Source organism: Bradyrhizobium sp. CSA207, from assembly GCF_029051685.1.
Lineage (GTDB): Bacteria > Pseudomonadota > Alphaproteobacteria > Rhizobiales > Xanthobacteraceae > Bradyrhizobium.
Window position 1 is genome coordinate 1 of the sequence record NZ_JAACFT010000001.1, and the last position, 17,370, is coordinate 17,370.

A 17,370-nucleotide genomic window follows, 5' to 3' on the forward strand; every position below is an offset into this window, starting at 1 on the left:
CCGCTCGCACTGGATTATCCACGGTCACATAGTCATCGAGCGATGCCGGAAACAGCATGCTCTGCCCGCGATCCACCCCTTCAACAAAGCGCTTCATTGGACGTCCCCGCAAGTGCAGGGAATCCTATCGCGCGAATCACCGGAAACAGAACGTTTTCACACGGCCTGGGCCCGAAGGCGAACATTGCCACCGTGTCCGGCTCGTCGGCAGTCGAGGCTAGACCGGACATCGGGAAGACCGCGGGACAATCGGCGCGAATGACCCAAACTCGATCAGTGAACTGCTCTTAAGGGCATTTTATACGGTCTATAATGCGTTCAAGGGCACTATCGTCAGCAGAGCGAAGCTCTGCCTACGCCCCTCACTCACCGGAATTGAGCTCTCGCAGCAGGTCCCATGTCTCGCCGAGGAGCGCGCGAACTGCCCTTCGCTCGGCGACCGCATCTCTGCTGAAGCGGCCATCCTTCCGCGCATTCCGGTTTCCTCTCGGCGCGCCGCATCTCGCCGCGCCGCCATGCATCCGGCAGCGCGTCTTGCCGTGCACCGCTGGCGCGCAACACGCGCCGCCGTCACGGGTCCTCGCCCCGCAGCGCGGGCTCGCGCGCATCGCCGCGGTGTTGCGGGCGTGGCTGCTGCTCATGCGGTGGCGTCCTGTACTGAGTCGATGTGTCGGTGGTGCGCTTCGCCGGCCTTGGCTGCCTGAATCGGCCCTGCATCCATTGTTGCTTTGGCGAGGCCCGGCTCCGACACGATCACGTTTGCATGCTGCGTGACGTTGCCGACGATGGCGCTGCCGCCGTCCTGCACCGACAGGTTCTGCACCGTGATCTTGCGCTCGCCGTTGTCGCGATAGCGGCTGAGCGCCTCGATCTGGGCCGGATAAATGCGGGCCAGGCGGCCCAATGCGCGGGTGAGGCTCTCCTGCTGCGCAATGTCGTCGGTGCAGGCGAGGCGAAAGGCGGAGCGCATCGCCGCCACGTGCACGCACACCATCTGCGCGGCCAGCATGGCCTCGATGGAATCGCGCGGGCCGATGCTCTTCATCATCGAGATCATGAAGGCGAGATTGGCCTCGTCGGGCTTTTGCCCGATCACGCTGGCCTTCACCAATTGCTTGAGCAGGCCATCCAGCGCATCGCGGTCGACGGCGCCGAGTGCGTCGGCCAGCAGCCGCTCGCCGGCGCGCGGGTCGGGATGGTCGATCCTGATCCTCCGTCGGGAGAGCCTGACCCGCGGGCTCGCGGCGAGGGCGGCGTGATTGTTTGTGGCGATCGATGCCGTCGGGTTGTGGTTCGCAGATGTCGTCATGGGCTGTGTCCTTTGGTGCAGACGCGCGGACGCGATGCGTGCAGATCAAACCGCTCGCTGTGGCGCGTCGTTCGATGTTGAGATGTCGGGTGTTTCGCTGAGGTGCTGTCGAAGCGCCGGGCCGGGTGGGCAGGCGCTGACGGACTCTCGCGATGATGCCATTCTGCCGGTGTTTTGCCCGACGAGTCAAACGGCGTTGCGGCGCGCGTATCCTTCCCTGCAAATCCTTGTCCCCGTGCAAGTCCTTGTTCTGACAAGCGTCGGCTACTGTGCATGGGGTTGTTTTCGCGTCTTTTGTTTGGACGCCCGCTCTCACTTGCCGCGCGACGGAATTGGCCTGCGTGGAAACACGATTGCGGAAATCGACCAGGCCGATCATCATGATCGGCGAACACGCCGCATCAAAGCATGCACAAAAGCGGCGCCGAGGTCCGGGGAGAAACCAATGCAACATACGCTTCGCCTGCTGGCAACCGTCGCCACACTGTGCGCCTCGACGCTGGTGGCGCAGGCCGATGCAGCAAAATACCCGGTGCGCCCGGTCAAGATCATGGTCGGCTTCAGCGCGGGCGGTCCGGTCGACGTGGTCGCTCGCATCATCGGCGACCGGCTCGGCAACAAGCTCGGGCAGCCCTTCGTGGTCGAGAACCGCGCCGGCGCCAACGGCATGATCGCAGCCGAGGGCGTGGCGCGTGCGGAAGCGGACGGCTACACCATGCTGGCCTGCAACTCCTCCACGATCACGCTCAACAAGACGCTGTTCAGGGATATCCGCTACGATCCGGTCAGCGACTTCGCGCCGCTCACCACCGTGGTCTCGGCGCCGCTGGTGCTTGTGGTCAATCCGGAAAACCCCAAGACCGCTGACATCAAGACCGTGGCCGATCTCGTCGCCGCGGCGAAGGCCCGGCCGGGCGAACTCGCCTATGGTTCCGGCGGCAACGGCAACCTTGCCCATCTCGCCATGGAGCTGCTCGGCCAGAAGGCCGGCATCAAGATGATCCACGTGCCTTATCGCGGCGGCGCGGCCTCCGAGGTCGGCATCCTCGCGCAGGAGGTGTTGGCGGTGTTCGATCCGCTCTCCGCCGTGCCGCTGGTAAAGGCCGGAAAGCTGCGGGCGCTCGCGGTGTCGTCGGCCGAGCGGCTGCCGTCGCTGCCGGATGTGCCGACGGTCGCGGAAGCCGGCTATCCCGGCTTCGACCTCTCGTTCTGGGTCGGCTTCTTCATGCCGAAGGCGACGCCCAGGCCGATCCTGGAGACGCTGCACCGGGAGATCGTGGCGGCGGCGAGCGATCCGGTGGCGCAGGACCGGCTCGGCTCGCAGGGCGTGGTGAGCGTGCTCAGCCCGGCCGAGTATGCCGCGAAGATCGCGAAGGAGACGAAGGAGCTAGCCGAGGTGGTGGCGGCGGCGAACATCAAGTCCGATTGAGGCGCGACCAGGCCGCGGGCCTTTGCGGTCCTCTCTCGCTAGCGGCCGCGAACCAGCTGCGCCAGCCGGCCGAGCAGCGGACGTTGGCCTTCGTTGATCTTCTTGGCTGCCTCATCGAGGGCGAAGAATTCAGCGCGATCGACCTCGGGAAAGCTCTGTCGCTTGCCGCTGCGCGGCGGCCATTCCATCTCGAACGTGTTGCTGCGAATGCTGCGCGTATCGATGTCGAGCTCGACAGCGAAGGCGCTGACGATCTTGCCGCCGCGTTGCCTGACCTGACCCAGCCCAATCAGCGGGTCCGTCAGCTCCAGACCAAGCTCCTCGGCAAACTCACGCCGCGCAGTGGCCTCAGGGTCCTGTCCGTCGGCGTACTCGCCTTTCGGGATCGACCATGCGCCGAGATCCTTGTTGCGCCAGAACGGCCCGCCGGGATGCACGAGCAGGACCTCGATATCCGGCCGCATCCGATAGGCGAGGACTCCAGCACTCTTCGATGGCATCGCAAGCTCCCCGGCGTCCATAACGATCCGGCGCGGCTGCAGCAGCGGCTTTCCGATCTGCGCATCAACTCGAGGATCGCTCGTGCGATGCGAGGCGGATCGCGCGAGCCTTGGCGCTCTTTGCGGCCGCGCGCGCGGCCATCATATTGCGCACCTTGCCATGAGCCGAGGCATTTTTCCGGAGCAAGGATGCAAACCGCTTGCGCGCACGGTTCGCCGTCGAACGCGCCGCCAGCTCCTCGGCCTTGCGGATGATCGTGGTGACGTTAGGTGTCAGGTTGACCTGAACCCAGGCGACGTCCTTGGTCTTGGAGAGGCTGCCGACGCCTTCGCAGGGAGCTTCGCGCGGCAGGTCGATCCGGATCGCAAGCGCCTGCGAGCGCTCGATCCAGTCCTCCGCCTTGGTGCCGGTGATGATCCGGACATAGTCGCGCGTCTCGCGCGGCAGTCTGCTTTCTTTGGCAAGCCATTTCTGGATCCGGCCCGGGCCCGCGTTATAGGCGGCTGCGGCAAGGCCGAGATTGCCGAAATCATCGCGCAGCTTGCGCAAAAACTTTGCCGATGCCGGCAAGGCCTTCATCGGATCGAAGGGATCATCGAGCCCGACCTCCGCGGCCGTCCCCGGCATGAACTGCGCGACGCCCTGTGCGCCGGCGCCACTGACCTCGTTGGAGCGAAAGCGGCTCTCCTGCCATATCAGGCGGGCGAAGAACGGCACCGGAATGCCGCTGGCCTCGGCTGCCTCCTTGAGTGCGTGGCAGAACTCTTCAGTCGGTGAGGCCGGGACTGGTGCGGCGGGTTCGATCGCGCGCGGCGGCTCGGCCATCTCCTCATAGGAGGCGCGTGCGTTGGCCAGCTCGATAGCCCGCACGCTCGCGAGGAAGAGCTCGACGACCGGAACAAGTGGGGAGGCTCGATTGTTCAGAACAGGGGCGTTGTTGAAAGTTGGTGTTTGTCGCGACGCCGACGGATCGAGGTCGCACATCAGAATCAAAAACGCGGCGCAAGCCGCGACGACAAATCGCATTGCGTGGAGAACCTCGAACTGTGGGTGAACTGCCGGCGATGCGCCGACGATGACGATAAGGAGTTCTTAACCCTGCGATTGCGGCAAAGCTGCGATCTCATCGGTTCCGCCGGTGTTACTACGGTGTTCCCGAAGAGAAACTCTCCGGACGTTTGCGGATGATTTTGCGAATTGGGACGCGTGCAGATGATGCGTTGGATGTTCGCAGTGGTGGCTCTTCTGTCGCTGATCGTGCCGGCGGTCGCAGGCAATCTCGACGCGGCAGCGGTGAACGAGGCTGCGCGTCCCGCAAAGCAGCCCGCCACCGACAAGGTCAGCGCAGCGGTGGTGAAGCTTCAGATCCTGCTCGATCGCGCGCAATTCTCGCCCGGCGAGATCGACGGCAAGTTCGGCGAGAATGCACAAAAGGCGCTGAAGGCATTTGCCGGGCAGAATGGCATCGCCGCAGACAAGGAAATCGCGCCCGAGCTGTGGGACAGGCTGAATGCCGCGAGCGAAGGTCCCATCGTCGTCGACTACAAGATCACCGACGCGGACGTGAAGGGACCATTCCTGAAGGAGCTGCCGCCCAGGCTCGAGGAGATGAAATCGCTGAAGGCGCTGAGCTACACCAGCCCTCTCGAAGGGCTTGCCGAGAAATTCCACATGAGCGGAGATCTGCTCAAGGCCCTCAATCCCGGCAAAGCTTTCGACAAGGTCGGAGAGACGGTCGCCGTTGCGAATGTTCCGTCACGGCGGGAGCTGCCGCGCATTGGGCGGATCGAGATCGACAAGAGAAGCGCGACGCTGAAGGCGTTTGACGGAGCCGATCGTCTCGTCGCGTTTTATCCGGCCTCAATCGGCAGCCCCGATCGTCCCACGCCGACCGGGACGCTCCAGGTCACCTCGACCAACGACAGGCCGACCTATCACTACAATCCCGACTACAAGTTCGCGGGCGTCAAATCGAGGAAGCCGTTCGACGTCAAGCCGGGTCCGAACAATCCGGTGGGATCGTACTGGATCGGCCTGTCTGCGCAGGGCTACGGCATCCACGGGACAGCGGAGCCCGACAGGGTCAGCAAGTCGGCCTCCCACGGCTGCATCAGGCTGACGAATTGGGACGCCCGCACGTTGGGCGAAAACGTCAAGCGCGGCACGCCGGTCGTCTTCCTCGATGCGCCGACAGAATCCTCGTCGAAGCGAAAGAGCCGCCGGGTAAACACACGTTAAAGAATTGGTTCAAATCAGCCGGCAATGAAGGCGAGCAGGGTGCCGTTGGCCTTGACCGGCGGCACGCAGATCGCAGTCCCGCTACGCACGCCGGCCGGGCCGAGCGCCTTCTCGGTCGCCGCGAGATCGCCGCTGACGAGCACCAGCGCAGCGCCGCCGCGCTCGGACAGGCCTGCAAGCGGCACGCCGGGATAGCGCTTTGCGAGCTGGTCCAGCGTCAGATAGACGAAGTCGGCGCGATCGCCGCCGGAGGGCACGGTGACCGCGCCGTCGGCCTCTGCTTTGGGCTCGCGGTCGATCAGGCGTGCAAGATGCGCAGCCTCCTTCGCCGGCTCGGGCGTTGCGATCAGCGTTTGCTTGATCCGCCTGGCCGCATTGGCGTGCTTCATCAACTCGGGAATCCACACGGTGTCGCGGGTCTTGTGCTGGCAGGCAAAAATGCGCACGCCGCCCGGCGCCTCCGCGGTCGGCCACATGAAGGTGCGGAATTTTGCCGCCGACACCGTGCCGTTCGGCAGCGTGACCGGCCGTTCGAAATCGGTGGGGCCGATCGGCACCAGGCCGCGCGCGCGGATCTCCTCCGCGCCGGCGGCGGAATCGACCGCGGTGAACGCGATGCGCTCGATGCCCTCGCCGTGCTTGTCGAGGAAGGCGCGCGCGGGCGCATTGGACTCGGTCGCCGCCAGCACGCCGAGCAGCTCCATATAGTCCGGGTCGAACATGATGGTGTAGTTGCCGGTACCCATATGCGCGCTGTGGGTGCCGCGCGGCGACAGGGTGAAGCCGAGCTGCCTGTAATTCTCGGCGGCCTTGTCCAGGTCCTTCACCATGACCACGGCGTGGTCGATACCGATGACGTTCTTGAGGGCCACTGTGATTTCCCCGGCATGCTTCAAACTGAGCTGACGATCGCACCAACGACCGTAGCACGTCCTGTGTACGATGGATGGACGCTCAAGTCATTTTGAAATCGCCAGGAGAAGCGGAATTTCGTTCCGCGAAATGCGCTATCGACACGCTGCGGTCGATGGCGTCAGCGCGCCTGCTCGCCGATATAGGCGGCGAGGACGGCGCGCTCCTCGCCGGTCATCTCCGTGATATTGCCCGGCGGCATCGCATTGGACCATGCTGCCACGCGGCCGATCAGGCGGAGATTGCGGTGAATGCTCTCGGGACCGTCGAGCAGGATGCCCTTCGGCGCGGTGACGACGCCGGCCCAGACCGGCTCGGCCGCGTGGCACATGCTGCAGCGGGACGTCACGATCTCCTCGACATTGGCGAACGTGGGCTGTGCCGATAGCGCCCCCGTCTTCACATCGCGCGGACCGGCGGCGGAGAGGAAGAGGATCGCGATCGTGCCCGCCGCGGCCACGCCCCACACCCACCATGGCGACTTGCGTCCGGCATGCCGCTCGTTGAAGAAATGGCGGATCACGGGGCCGAGTGCCAGGATGATCGCGACGATGATCCAGTTGAAGCGGGTGGCGTAGAGCAGCGGATAGTGGTTGCTGATCATCAGCACGACCACCGGCAATGTCAGATAGTTGTTGTGGACCGAGCGCTCCTTGCTGGTCTTGCCGAGTTTCGGATCGGGGGCCTGTCCGGCGATCAGGGCAGCCACGATCTTCTTTTGGTTCGGGATGATCACCGCGAAGACATTGGCGACCATGATGGTGCCGATGATTGCCGCGATCTGGTTGAAGGCGCCGCGGCCGCTCAGGACGTGCGTGAAGGCGAACGTGAGTGCGACCAGGAACAGGTAGCCGCCGATGGCAAAGCCGAGTTCGCGCTGGGCCAGCCCGGTGCGGCAGGCGACCTCATAGAGCAGCCACGCCAGCGCCAGACTTGAGAAGCTGAAGAGCCCGGCCTGGGCCGGCGTCAGATCGAGAATCGACTTGTCGACCAGGAACAGGTCGGCCTCGAGATAATAGACCACCACCATCAGCGCGAAGCCGGACAGCCAGGTGGTGTAGGCCTCCCATTTGAACCAGGTCAGTTCCTCCGGCATCTGGCTTGGCGCCACCAGATATTTCATGATCCGGTAGAAGCCGCCGCCATGGACCTGCCAGGCTTCGCCCTGCACGCCATCCGGCAGGTCGGCGTTCGGCTTCAGGCTGAGATCGAGATGGATGAAGTAGAACGAACTGCCGATCCAGCCGATCGCCGCTACGACATGCAGCCAGCGCAGCAGCAGGCTGGCCCATTCCGATACGATCGATCCCCACATGATCACCCCATCAATCGCGACATCTGCCGCAGCTTTGATGACCGCAGCCGGCGGCCGTGCCCTTACAATGTGTCGCACCGATCCACGTTATTTTCCAGTACGATGCCCGCGCGCTGTTGCACATCGTGCGGGCATGAGCTGACGTGGGATTTGGCAGACAAGACCGGAAGGAAGACGCCGTGAAGATACATGTGTCGCATATGACGCTGGCTGCATGGATGCTATCGGTCTGCGCCGGCGCGCAGGCCGAGCCCGTGCTGCAGGGCAAGGATGCGTTCGGCAGTTGGCAGGCCGACAAGCCCGGTGTCGTCAGGCTGATCCGCCCGCAGGACCTGCCCAAGCCCGGCGCCTCGCCGTCGGTCGCCAATGCGACGCGCGTTGTGGCGCGCGGCAGCGCCATGCCGCAGGTGCCGCAGGGCTTCACGATCGAGCTGCTGGCTGAAGGCCTGTCCAGCCCGCGCGTGCTCCGCGTCGCGCCGAATGGCGACATTTTTGTTGCCGAGACCGGAGCAGGGCGCATTCGCGTGCTGCGGCTCGAGGAGGGCGGCGCGAAGATCGCAACCAACGAAATCTATGCCACCGGACTCAATCGTCCCTTCGGCATGGCGTTCTTTCCGAACGGCGACGCTCCGCAATGGCTTTACGTCGCCAATACCGGCAGCGTCGTCCGCTTTCCCTATCGCGTCGGCGACCTCAAGGCGTCGGTCAAGGCGGAGACGGTGGTTGCGAGCCTGCCGGCTGGATCGGGCCACTCCACCCGCGACATCGTCTTCACGCCCGACGACAAGCGCATGCTGGTGTCGGTGGGATCGGCCGGCAATGCCGGCGATGGCATGGGCAATCCGCCCGGCGGGCTCGAGGCGTGGTCGAAGGCGCAGCCACTCGGCGCATCCTGGGGCTACGAGGCCGAGCGCGCCGCCGTGCTTGCCTTCGCTCCCGACGGCAAGGACCGCAAACTCTACGCCACCGGCATCCGCAACTGTGTCGGCCTTGCGATCCAGCCGCAGACGGGGCTGCCCTGGTGCTCGACCAACGAGCGCGACGGGCTCGGCGACGATCTCGTGCCCGACTATGTGACCCGTGTGAAGGAGGGTGCGTTCTACGGCTGGCCGTGGTTCTACATCGGCGGCAACGAGGACCCGCGCCACGCCGGCGAGCGGCCGGACCTGAAGGACAAGGTGACCGTGCCGGACGTGCTGGTGCAATCGCACTCGGCTTCGCTCGGCATGGCCTTCTATCAGGGCACGCAATTTCCATCCGAGTATCGGGGCGACGCCTTCGCTGCCGAGCACGGCTCCTGGAACCGTTCGAAGCGCACCGGCTACAAGGTGATCCGCATCCGGATGAAGGATGCCAAGCCGACCGGAGAATACGAGGATTTTGTCACGGGGTTCGTCGTGAACGACAGGGAGGTGTGGGGGCGCCCGGTCGGAGTCGCTGTGGCAAAGGACGGCGCACTGCTGATCTCGGAAGACGGCAACGGCACGATCTGGCGGGTGACGCATTAGAACAAGAATCGCGCCGCGGCGAAGGTGCACCCTCGCCCCTTGTGGGAGAGGGTGGCTCGCCGCGAAGCGGCGAGACGGGTGAGGGGTCCTCTCCGCGAGTCTAACTGTCGCTTGAGTTCGCTGAAGCAACCCCTCATCCGGCGCTTCGCGCCACCTTCTCCCACAAGGGGAGAAGGGAAAAAGACTGTACTCGCCGAGCTACCCCCGTCTCACACTGGCCCCGCCATCCACCGGCAACGTCACGCCGGTGATGAAGTTCGCTTCATCCGACGCCAAGAACAGCGCGGCGTTCGCAACGTCCCAGGCGGTGCCCATCTTCTTTCGCAGCGGCACCTTGCTGTCGCGTTCGGCTTCGACCTCGGCGCGGGTCTTGTGCCATTCGCGGGCGCGGGTGTCGACAGCCATCGGCGTGTTCATCAGGCCCGGCAAGATGACGTTGGCGCGAATGCCGTATTCTGCGTTCTGATAGGCGAGCTGCTCGGTGAAGGCGATCATCGCCGATTTCGTCGCCTTGTAGGCGACGTAGGGATAGGTCGTGATCGCCGCCATCGAGGAGATGTTGATGATCGCGCCGCTGTTCTGTGCACGCATGATCGGGATCACCTCTTTCGCGGCGAAAATGCAGCTCTTCAAATTGATGGCGACGACGCGCTCGAACGCTTCCTCGGTCAGCTGAAGCAGCTCGGCGTCGCCGCCGGACAGGCTCACGCCGACATTGTTGTGCAGTACGTCGATCCGGCGCCAGCGCGCTTTCGCGTTGGCCACCATCGCCCTGATATCGGCAGAGTTGGTCACGTCGGCCTTGAAGGCTGCGGCGGTTCCTTGGCTCGCGGTGATCATCGCAACAGTTTCCTGTGCGGACTCGAGATGATGATCGACGCAAAGCACCTTGGCGCCCTCGCGCGCGAAGGTCAGCGCGGTGGCGCGGCCGTTGCCCATGCCTTCGCCGGGGCTCTGGCCGGCGCCGACCACGATGGCAATCTTGTCGGCTAGACGCATGACGTTTTCTCCCTGCTTTTTCATTACGATAGCACGCGCTAAGCGGAGCAGAAGAGCGATTGGTCGGTGAGTGGTGGCGTTCGGCGAACGCCGTCCCGCCGAACATGCATGGCTCCGTTGCCCCCGAGAAAAGCGTGTGCACACGCAAAGGCTTGCTGCTGCGCAGGAACCGTCCTCAAACGACCGCGTTTGCTGCCGGGGCATTTTTCGCGTTACGCTCTCCCCGGGGCTTCCCAATCGCCAGTGGCTTGCCGATGAATCTGCTCGATCCGCAAGGGCCTGTTGCTGCCGCCAACAGCACCATCCTGGTCGACTCCGTCTTCATCATGCTGGCGATCGTGGTGCCGACGATCATAGCGATCCTGGCGTTCGCGTTCTGGTTTCGCGCCTCCAATCCGCGCGCACGCTTTCAGCCGGATTTCGTCTATTCCGGGCGCGTGGAGATGGTGGTGTGGGCGATCCCGGCGCTCACAGTTATCCTGCTCGGCGGCGTCGCCTGGATCGGCTCGCATCAGCTCGATCCAGCAGCCCCCGTGCCGGGCACCGGCAGCCCGGTCCGCATCCAGGCCGTCTCGCTCGACTGGAAATGGCTCTTCATCTATCCGGATCAGCGTATCGCCACCGTGAATATGCTGACGGTGCCGGCCGGCGCCGAGCTGAATTTCCAGCTGACCTCGTCGAGCGTGATGAACACGTTCTTCATCCCGCAGCTCGGCAGCATGATCTACACCATGAACGGCATGGTGACGAAGCTGAACCTGCGTGCCGACAATGAGGGCAAGCTCCAGGGACTGTCGGCGCATTTCTCCGGCGACGGCTTTCCCGACATGATGTTCGACGTCAACGTGATCTCGCCGCTTGCCTTTCCGGATTGGGTGGCGACCACGGCGAAGACCGATGCCGTGCTGAACGAGGACAGCTACAAGAAGCTGATGCAACAGGGGGTCGAGAAGGGCAGGCCGACCTATCGTCTGGATGATCCCCGGCTATTCGACCTGATCGCGACCCAGCACGTTCCGCCAGGGCCGGGCCCGGAGCTGTTGTCCGAGGCCGGCCGGTCGCAGAGTGGAGGCCACGATGCTCGGTAAGCTCGATTGGTCGGCGATCCCGTTCGACCAGCCGATCCCGCTGATCGCAGGCGCCGTGGTGCTGGTCGCGATCCTCGCCGTGCTGGTCTGGGTCGTGGTGAAAGGGCATCTGCCCTATCTCTGGCACGAATGGATCACCAGCGTCGATCACAAGCGCATTGGGGTGATGTACATCCTGCTGGCCTCGGTGATGCTGCTGCGCGGCGGCAGCGACGCCATCATGATGCGGATCCAGCAGGCGATCGCCTACCAGTCGCAGGGCTATCTTCCGCCGGAGCACTACAACCAGATCTTCTCGGCCCACGGCACCATCATGATCTTCTTCGTGGCGATGCCGTTCGTGATCGGGTTGATGAACCTGATCGTGCCGCTGCAGCTCGGCGTACGCGACGTCGCTTTCCCGACGCTCAATTCGGTCGGTTTCTGGCTGACCGCGACCGGCGCGCTGCTGGTCAATCTCTCGCTGGTGATCGGCGAATTCGCACGCACAGGCTGGCTCGCCTTTCCCCCGCTGTCGGAGTTGTCCTACTCGCCAGGCGTCGGCGTCGACTATTACGCCTGGTCGCTCGAGATTTCCGGCGTCGGCACGCTGGTCGCCGGCATCAACCTCGTCACCACCGTGCTGAAGCTGCGCACCAGGGGCATGAACTATCTGCGCATGCCGATGTTCTGCTGGACCACGCTGGCCTCGAACCTGCTGATCGTCGCCGCGTTCCCGATCCTCACCGCGACGCTGGCGATGCTGCTGCTCGACCGCTACCTCGGCTTCCACTTCTTCACCAACGAAGCCGGCGGCAACGTCATGATGTTCATGAACCTGATCTGGGCCTGGGGGCACCCCGAGGTCTACATTCTGGTGCTGCCTGCCTTCGGCATCTTCTCCGAGGTGGTCTCGACGTTTTCCGGCAAGGCGCTGTTCGGCTATCGCTCGATGGTGCTCGCCACCATGGCGATCTGCGTCATCTCCTTCATGGTCTGGCTGCATCATTTTTTTACGATGGGCGCGGGTCCCGACGTCAACGCCATCTTCGGCATCGCAAGCATGATCATCGCGATACCGACCGGCGTGAAGATATACAACTGGCTGTTCACGATGTATGGCGGCCGCATCCGCTTTGAGACGCCGATGCTGTGGTCGGTCGGCTTCATGGTCACCTTCATCATCGGCGGGCTGACCGGCGTGCTGGTCGCGGTGCCGCCGGCAGACTTCATGCTCCACAACAGCATGTTCCTGGTGGCGCACTTCCACAACGTCATCATCGGCGGCGTGCTGTTCGGCGCCTTTGCCGGCTTCGAATACTGGTTTCCGAAGGCGTTCGGCTTTCGCCTCGAGGAGCGCTGGGGCAAGGCCGCGTTCTGGTTCACCTTCACAGGTTTCTACGTCACCTTCATCCCGCTCTACATCGCCGGCATGCTCGGTATGACGCGGCGCATGCAGCACTACGATGTTGCCGCGTGGCGACCCTGGATGCTGGTTGCGGCTGTTGGCATGGCGATACTGACCATCGGCGTCATCTGCCAGATCTTGCAGCTCGTCGTCAGCATCCGCAACCGCGAGGCGTTGCGCGACCGCACCGGCGATCCCTGGGATGGACGTTCGCTGGAATGGGCAACCGCGTCGCCGCCGCCAGTGTTCAATTTCGCGTTCGATCCCGATGTGCGCGGCGAGGACGCCTATTGGGATATAAAGATCCATGCCCGGCAGCAATCGCTCGAGCATGAAGAGCGCGAATATCATGACATCGAGATGCCGCGGAATTCGCCGACCGGCTTCGTCTGCGCGTTCTTCGCCAGCATCATGGGCTTTGCGCTGATCTGGCACATCTGGTGGATGGTGATCCTGGGCGGCATCGGCGCGTTCGCGACCTTTGTCGTTTTCGCCTGGCGCGACCACGATGAATACGTCATCACGGCCGCGGAGGTCGCGCGGATCGACCGCATCAATCTCGAGGAGCGGCGCAGCCTCGTCAGCATGGCGGGAGCAACCTGATGTCGATGACCGCAGCCGTCGGCTACGCCCACGCCGATCCCCATCACATCGGCCTCGTCATCGAGCATCCGGGACCTGCGCCGAAGCGGATCGTGACGGCCTACGGCTTCTGGATCTTCCTGCTCTCCGACATCGTGATGTTCTCCTGCTTCTTCGCGGCCTATGCCGTGCTGTCCGGCCAGACCGCCGGCGGCCCGAAAGGCTCGGAGATCTTCGAGCAGAGGAACGTTGCGATCGAGACGGTCTGCCTGCTGCTGTCGAGCTTCACCTGCGGCATGGCCAGCATTGCGGCCGACGTGCGCAACCGGTTCTGGTTCTATCTCGGCATGGCCGTGACATGCGTGCTGGGGCTAATATTCCTGGCGATCGAGTTCCGCGAATTCGCCGGCCTCGTCGCGCGCGGCTACGGCCCGTCGCGCAGCGCCTTCCTCACCGCGTTCTTCTCACTGGTCGGCTGCCACGGCCTGCACGTCTCCGCCGGCGTGCTGTGGCTCCTCACCATGATGGCGCAGGTGTTCGCAAAAGGCTTTCGTGCCGACATATTGCGGCGAATGGTGTGCTTTGCGCTGTTCTGGCACGCACTCGACATCATCTGGGTCGCGATCTTCTCCGTCGTCTACTTGCTTGGAGGTGGCGCATGAGCGATCAGACGTATGTGCGGACCGAACGTGACCTCGCACCGGGCGAGGAAGAGCAACACAGCGTCGGCGAACGGATCCTCGGCTACGTCGTCGGCCTCGTTTTGGCTCTGCTGCTGACGGCGACGTCGTTCTTCATCGCTGGCACCGATCTGGTCTGGCAGCCTTCCATCCCCGTGGCACTGATCGTGCTGGCGATCGCGCAGATGGGCGTGCATCTGGTGTTCTTCCTGCACATCACGACTGGACCGGATAACACCAACAACGTGCTGGCGCTGGCCTTCGGTCTCCTGATCGTGTTCCTCGTGGTTGGTGGCTCCGTCTGGATCATGTCGCACCTGAATGCGAACATGCCGCCGATGGACCAGATCATGCGAATGCAGTGAGAGAGGCCGAGGGCAGCCCGTTCCATAAAGAAGAGCCGCTTGTCGGTGACAAGCGGCCAAGTCTAGGGAGGAAACGCCCAAGCAAGGACAATCGGGCCGAAGCCGGATTGCTGCCAAGGAATCGATAGCGCATGGCGCTACCGCACCTTCCAAATGCAACCACTCCCGACAGAGTTCAATTCCGGATCAATACTGTCTCCCGATACCGCTCACGGCTGCGTGATGGATTTCCTCACGCGGAGCTCCACCCGGACGTTCACTTCGGCCGGCGGCAGTTATACGCCTTGCGGAAGCCGGCGGCCTGGGCGTCGTCCTCCGAGCAGAACCAGCGGTCCGGCTTCGTTGTTGCGGGGTAGCTCGGGCAGCCCCGCAGATGATAGATGCCGATATTGCCGGTGACCCGCGCCCGCACCGCGAGCTTGCCCTTGATGCTGCAGCTCGGCGGCATCGTCAGCTCGTCCGGAAAAAGCGCCGCGCGAATCTCCTTGTCGCGGTCGGCGCGGCAGGCGGTGCCCAGGAGAGGGCCGTCCTTCTTGCCGGTGCGGAATTCTTGCGGTGCAACAAAGCAGCCCTTCCAGATGCCGGCCGAGGCCGTCTTGGCTTCGGCAGCTGCCGACTTGACGTTGGCCTTGATCGGCTCCCGCGCAATCGCAAAGCCGAGCCGGACCAAATGCTCGTTCAGTGTGACCTTGTCGCCCTCGGCGGTGCAGATGGCGCGGTGGCGCTTGCCGAAGCTCTTCTCCGGCCCAACATCGTCGCAGCGCACCGGACGTCCGCCGATCAGCTTCGTCAGCTGGTCGCGCGCGTCGACGCCGCAGGTCCAGGCATCGGCGTGATCGTCGATGCAAACCTGGTCCAGCTCCGGCGCGTCCACCCCGTCGAGCCGGTATGTGACGTCGCCAAGCTGGATGGAATTGGCGTCCCGGACGGTCGCAGCCGCGGTCAACGCGAACCCTGGCCCTGAGCAGGCCAAAAATCCGGACAGAGCAAGAAACAAAACAAGCGCGAAAGCACGGGCGGCGGCAATGGAATTCTTCAAGGACATACGGTCTCGCTATCGATTGCTCTTTCCTCCTTTCCTAGCATCCGGATATGGCGATACCAATGGTCTGCGCCCTGCGAAGTGCGACATTCCGGGCCCGCGGCTTTACTCGCCGCTCGCTCTGATCTTATCGTCTGCGCCAGCCTGCGTGCCGTGATGGCCGAATCGCGCGGGAAGTGGCGAGGGCGGGAGGATAAGGTTGCGATGAAAGACCCCGTGGACGTCCTGATCATCGGCGCCGGCGCTTCTGGCGCCGCGGTCGCGTGGTCGCTGGCCGAGACCAAGATGCACATTCTCTGCCTGGAGCAGGGCGGCTGGATGAACCCGGCGGAATATCCCAGCACGGGGCGGGACTGGGAAGCCAAGTTCTACGGCGAGTGGTCGTCCAGCCCGAACATCCGCGGCCGGCCCGAGGACTATCCGATCAACGACGACAATTCGCCGATCAAAGTCGTCAATTACAATGCGGTCGGCGGCTCGACGGTGATGTACACCGCGCACTGGCCGCGGCTGCATCCCTCCGACTTCAAGGTCAAGACGCTCGACGGCGTCGCCGACGACTGGCCGATCGACTACGACGCGCTGACGCCGTTCTTCGAGGAGAACGACCGGATGATGGGCACGTCCGGCCTGTCGGGCGATCCGCTGTCGCCGCTGACGCATCCGCCGATGCCGCAGCAGCCGCTAGGCTTGTCCGGTGCGATCATCGGCAAGGCCATGAACAAGCTCGGCTGGCATTGGTGGCCGTCAGACACCACGGTCGCGACGATGGACTATGAGGGCCGGGCGCGCTGCATCAATCTCGGCCATTGCACGCCGGCCTGCGCGCAGGGCGCGAAATCCTCGACCGACATCACCTATTGGCCGCATGCGATCCGCGCCGGCGTCGAGCTTCGCACCCATTGCCGGGTGCGCGAGATCACGACCGACGAGAACGGTATGGCTTCGGGCGTGGTCTATTACGACAAGGATGGCGTCGAACAGTTTCAGCCGGCGCATGTCGTCATCATCGCCTGCAACGGCGTCGGAACGCCGCGGCTGCTTTTGAACTCCGCGTCCGGCCGCTTCCCGAACGGCCTTGCCAACTCGTCCGGCCTGGTCGGCAAGAACCTGATGTTCCATCCCTATGTGCAGATCTACGGTTATGTGAAGGAGCCGACCGATAGCAACCGCGCGCCGCCGACCTGCCTGTGGAGCAAGGAGTGGTACGACACGGATCTGTCGCGCGGTTTCGTGCGGGGCTATGGCGTTCAGTTCGTGCGCGGCGCCGGGCCGGTGTTCGAGGCCGTCGTCAGCGAGCAGAAGGGCATCCTGCCGTGGGGCGCCGATCATCACCGCGAGTTCCGCAAGCTCAACGGCCATCGGCTCGGATTTTCCGCGATCTGCGAGGATTTGCCGGAGGAGCACAATCGCGTCACGCTCGATCCCGTTCTCAAGGACAGCCACGGCATTCCCGCGCCGAAGATCGACTACACGATCAGCGAGAACAGCCGGAAGATGATGGAGCATGCGCTGGCCCGCGGCCGGGAGGTTCTTGAGACGGCAGGCGCCACCGACATCTGCATCAATTCGCCGATCCCGTGGGGTGGCTGGCATCTACTCGGCACGGCACGGATGGGCATCGATCCTGAAACCTCCGTGGTCAATGAATGGGGCCGCTCGCACGACGTGAAAAATCTCTTCATCGTCGACGGCAGCGTCTTCGTCACCTCGGGCGGGGTCAACCCGACCTCGACCATCCAGGCCGTCGCGCTCTACGTCGCCGACCAGATGAAGCAGCGCCTCGCCAACTTGTTCGATTGAGAATGATTATGCTCAAACCTAACCGCGCACTCGGTGCACCTCTCCCGCTTGCGGGAGATTTGGGGAGGCACCCCAACCCTCCCCCGCAAGCGCAGGGTGATCGCATATGAAAAAGAAGTCGGTGTGCGGTTTGCTTGTGGCCGATCCTTCGAGACGCCCACTTTGGCGGGCTCCTCAGGATGAGGTCTTGTTTCGCGGCGAAATCTTAGACC

At 63.9% G+C, this 17,370-nt stretch carries 16 protein-coding genes; 8 read left to right on the top strand and 8 right to left on the bottom strand.

Going from position 1 to position 17,370, the window contains the following annotated elements:
• Window positions 1-362: 362 nt before the first annotated feature.
• Both GWG65_RS00005 and GWG65_RS00010 read right to left on the bottom strand, forming a co-directional pair.
• Window positions 363-641 carry an HGGxSTG domain-containing protein gene (locus GWG65_RS00005; RefSeq protein WP_342760622.1) on the bottom strand — a complete coding sequence of 93 codons (279 nt, stop codon included), beginning with the start codon at window positions 639-641 and terminating at the stop codon, window positions 363-365.
• Window positions 638-1,309, bottom strand: a complete 672-nt coding sequence (locus tag GWG65_RS00010; RefSeq protein ID WP_275193237.1) for a hypothetical protein — start codon at window positions 1,307-1,309, stop codon at window positions 638-640. Before GWG65_RS00010 ends, GWG65_RS00005 begins: the two co-directional genes overlap by 4 nt.
• A 445-nt stretch (window positions 1,310-1,754) precedes the next feature.
• On the opposite strand from GWG65_RS00010, the gene GWG65_RS00015 reads away from it, so the two are divergent.
• Window positions 1,755-2,738 (top strand): tripartite tricarboxylate transporter substrate binding protein, encoded by a 984-nt coding sequence (locus GWG65_RS00015; protein WP_275193238.1) that lies wholly within the window; start codon window positions 1,755-1,757, stop codon window positions 2,736-2,738.
• A gap of 38 nt (window positions 2,739-2,776) precedes the next feature.
• Here GWG65_RS00015 and GWG65_RS00020 read toward each other — a convergent pair whose 3' ends face one another.
• Both GWG65_RS00020 and GWG65_RS00025 read right to left on the bottom strand, forming a co-directional pair.
• Entirely contained in the window at window positions 2,777-3,238 is a 462-nt protein-coding gene (locus GWG65_RS00020; RefSeq protein WP_275193239.1) for an NUDIX domain-containing protein, read from the bottom strand.
• Between the two features lie 64 nt (window positions 3,239-3,302).
• Window positions 3,303-4,265, bottom strand: coding sequence for a lytic transglycosylase domain-containing protein (locus GWG65_RS00025; protein WP_275193240.1), 963 nt, complete (start codon window positions 4,263-4,265; stop codon window positions 3,303-3,305).
• A gap of 186 nt (window positions 4,266-4,451) precedes the next feature.
• Here GWG65_RS00025 and GWG65_RS00030 point away from each other — a divergent pair, with 186 nt between their 5' ends.
• Window positions 4,452-5,477, top strand: a complete 1,026-nt coding sequence (locus tag GWG65_RS00030) for a L,D-transpeptidase family protein (protein WP_275193241.1) — start codon at window positions 4,452-4,454, stop codon at window positions 5,475-5,477.
• Window positions 5,478-5,491: 14 nt separating this feature from the next.
• Here GWG65_RS00030 and GWG65_RS00035 read toward each other — a convergent pair whose 3' ends face one another.
• Both GWG65_RS00035 and GWG65_RS00040 read right to left on the bottom strand, forming a co-directional pair.
• Entirely contained in the window at window positions 5,492-6,349 is an 858-nt protein-coding gene (locus GWG65_RS00035) for a VOC family protein (RefSeq protein ID WP_275193242.1), read from the bottom strand.
• 161 nt (window positions 6,350-6,510) lie between these two features.
• On the bottom strand, window positions 6,511-7,704 hold the full coding sequence (locus GWG65_RS00040; protein ID WP_275193243.1) for a urate hydroxylase PuuD: 1,194 nt from the start codon (window positions 7,702-7,704) through the stop codon (window positions 6,511-6,513).
• Between the two features lie 200 nt (window positions 7,705-7,904).
• On the opposite strand from GWG65_RS00040, the gene GWG65_RS00045 reads away from it, so the two are divergent.
• Window positions 7,905-9,212 (top strand): sorbosone dehydrogenase family protein, encoded by a 1,308-nt coding sequence (locus GWG65_RS00045; RefSeq protein WP_275193554.1) that lies wholly within the window; start codon window positions 7,905-7,907, stop codon window positions 9,210-9,212.
• A gap of 198 nt (window positions 9,213-9,410) precedes the next feature.
• Here GWG65_RS00045 and GWG65_RS00050 read toward each other — a convergent pair whose 3' ends face one another.
• On the bottom strand, window positions 9,411-10,211 hold the full coding sequence (locus tag GWG65_RS00050) for an SDR family NAD(P)-dependent oxidoreductase (RefSeq protein WP_275193244.1): 801 nt from the start codon (window positions 10,209-10,211) through the stop codon (window positions 9,411-9,413).
• 254 nt (window positions 10,212-10,465) lie between these two features.
• On the opposite strand from GWG65_RS00050, the gene GWG65_RS00055 reads away from it, so the two are divergent.
• The 4 genes from GWG65_RS00055 to cyoD are packed head-to-tail and all read left to right on the top strand — an operon-like array spanning window position 10,466 to window position 14,313.
• On the top strand, window positions 10,466-11,299 hold the full coding sequence (locus tag GWG65_RS00055) for a cytochrome ubiquinol oxidase subunit II (RefSeq protein ID WP_275193245.1): 834 nt from the start codon (window positions 10,466-10,468) through the stop codon (window positions 11,297-11,299).
• Complete coding sequence (gene cyoB / locus GWG65_RS00060; protein WP_275193246.1) at window positions 11,289-13,289, top strand: cytochrome o ubiquinol oxidase subunit I; 2,001 nt, start codon at window positions 11,289-11,291, stop codon at window positions 13,287-13,289. The genes GWG65_RS00055 and cyoB overlap by 11 nt, the downstream gene beginning before the upstream one ends.
• Window positions 13,289-13,930 (top strand): cytochrome (ubi)quinol oxidase subunit III, encoded by a 642-nt coding sequence (locus GWG65_RS00065; RefSeq protein ID WP_275193247.1) that lies wholly within the window; start codon window positions 13,289-13,291, stop codon window positions 13,928-13,930. The genes cyoB and GWG65_RS00065 overlap by 1 nt, the downstream gene beginning before the upstream one ends.
• Window positions 13,927-14,313 (top strand): cytochrome o ubiquinol oxidase subunit IV, encoded by a 387-nt coding sequence (gene cyoD / locus GWG65_RS00070; protein ID WP_275193248.1) that lies wholly within the window; start codon window positions 13,927-13,929, stop codon window positions 14,311-14,313. Before GWG65_RS00065 ends, cyoD begins: the two co-directional genes overlap by 4 nt.
• Before the next feature lie 256 nt (window positions 14,314-14,569).
• On the opposite strand, the gene GWG65_RS00075 is transcribed toward cyoD, so the two are convergent.
• Window positions 14,570-15,358, bottom strand: a complete 789-nt coding sequence (locus tag GWG65_RS00075; RefSeq protein ID WP_275193249.1) for a thermonuclease family protein — start codon at window positions 15,356-15,358, stop codon at window positions 14,570-14,572.
• A 201-nt stretch (window positions 15,359-15,559) separates the two neighbouring features.
• Between GWG65_RS00075 and GWG65_RS00080 the strand changes: the two genes are divergently transcribed.
• A complete protein-coding gene (locus GWG65_RS00080) occupies window positions 15,560-17,158 on the top strand; it encodes a GMC family oxidoreductase (protein ID WP_275193250.1) in 1,599 nt (532 codons plus the stop codon).
• The last annotated feature ends 212 nt before the right edge of the window (window positions 17,159-17,370 follow it).

Coding starts and splice junctions, on each gene's coding strand:
- GWG65_RS00010 (WP_275193237.1), bottom strand. CDS start 1,309: ATGACGACATCTGCGAACCACAACCCGACGGCATCGATCGCCACAAAC.
- cyoB (WP_275193246.1), top strand. CDS start 11,289: ATGCTCGGTAAGCTCGATTGGTCGGCGATCCCGTTCGACCAGCCGATC.
- cyoD (WP_275193248.1), top strand. CDS start 13,927: ATGAGCGATCAGACGTATGTGCGGACCGAACGTGACCTCGCACCGGGC.
- GWG65_RS00015 (WP_275193238.1), top strand. CDS start 1,755: ATGCAACATACGCTTCGCCTGCTGGCAACCGTCGCCACACTGTGCGCC.
- GWG65_RS00045 (WP_275193554.1), top strand. CDS start 7,905: ATGACGCTGGCTGCATGGATGCTATCGGTCTGCGCCGGCGCGCAGGCC.
- GWG65_RS00030 (WP_275193241.1), top strand. CDS start 4,452: ATGATGCGTTGGATGTTCGCAGTGGTGGCTCTTCTGTCGCTGATCGTG.
- GWG65_RS00020 (WP_275193239.1), bottom strand. CDS start 3,238: ATGCCATCGAAGAGTGCTGGAGTCCTCGCCTATCGGATGCGGCCGGAT.
- GWG65_RS00040 (WP_275193243.1), bottom strand. CDS start 7,704: ATGTGGGGATCGATCGTATCGGAATGGGCCAGCCTGCTGCTGCGCTGG.
- GWG65_RS00080 (WP_275193250.1), top strand. CDS start 15,560: ATGAAAGACCCCGTGGACGTCCTGATCATCGGCGCCGGCGCTTCTGGC.
- GWG65_RS00075 (WP_275193249.1), bottom strand. CDS start 15,358: ATGTCCTTGAAGAATTCCATTGCCGCCGCCCGTGCTTTCGCGCTTGTT.
- GWG65_RS00055 (WP_275193245.1), top strand. CDS start 10,466: ATGAATCTGCTCGATCCGCAAGGGCCTGTTGCTGCCGCCAACAGCACC.
- GWG65_RS00065 (WP_275193247.1), top strand. CDS start 13,289: ATGTCGATGACCGCAGCCGTCGGCTACGCCCACGCCGATCCCCATCAC.
- GWG65_RS00005 (WP_342760622.1), bottom strand. CDS start 641: ATGAGCAGCAGCCACGCCCGCAACACCGCGGCGATGCGCGCGAGCCCG.
- GWG65_RS00025 (WP_275193240.1), bottom strand. CDS start 4,265: ATGCGATTTGTCGTCGCGGCTTGCGCCGCGTTTTTGATTCTGATGTGC.
- GWG65_RS00050 (WP_275193244.1), bottom strand. CDS start 10,211: ATGCGTCTAGCCGACAAGATTGCCATCGTGGTCGGCGCCGGCCAGAGC.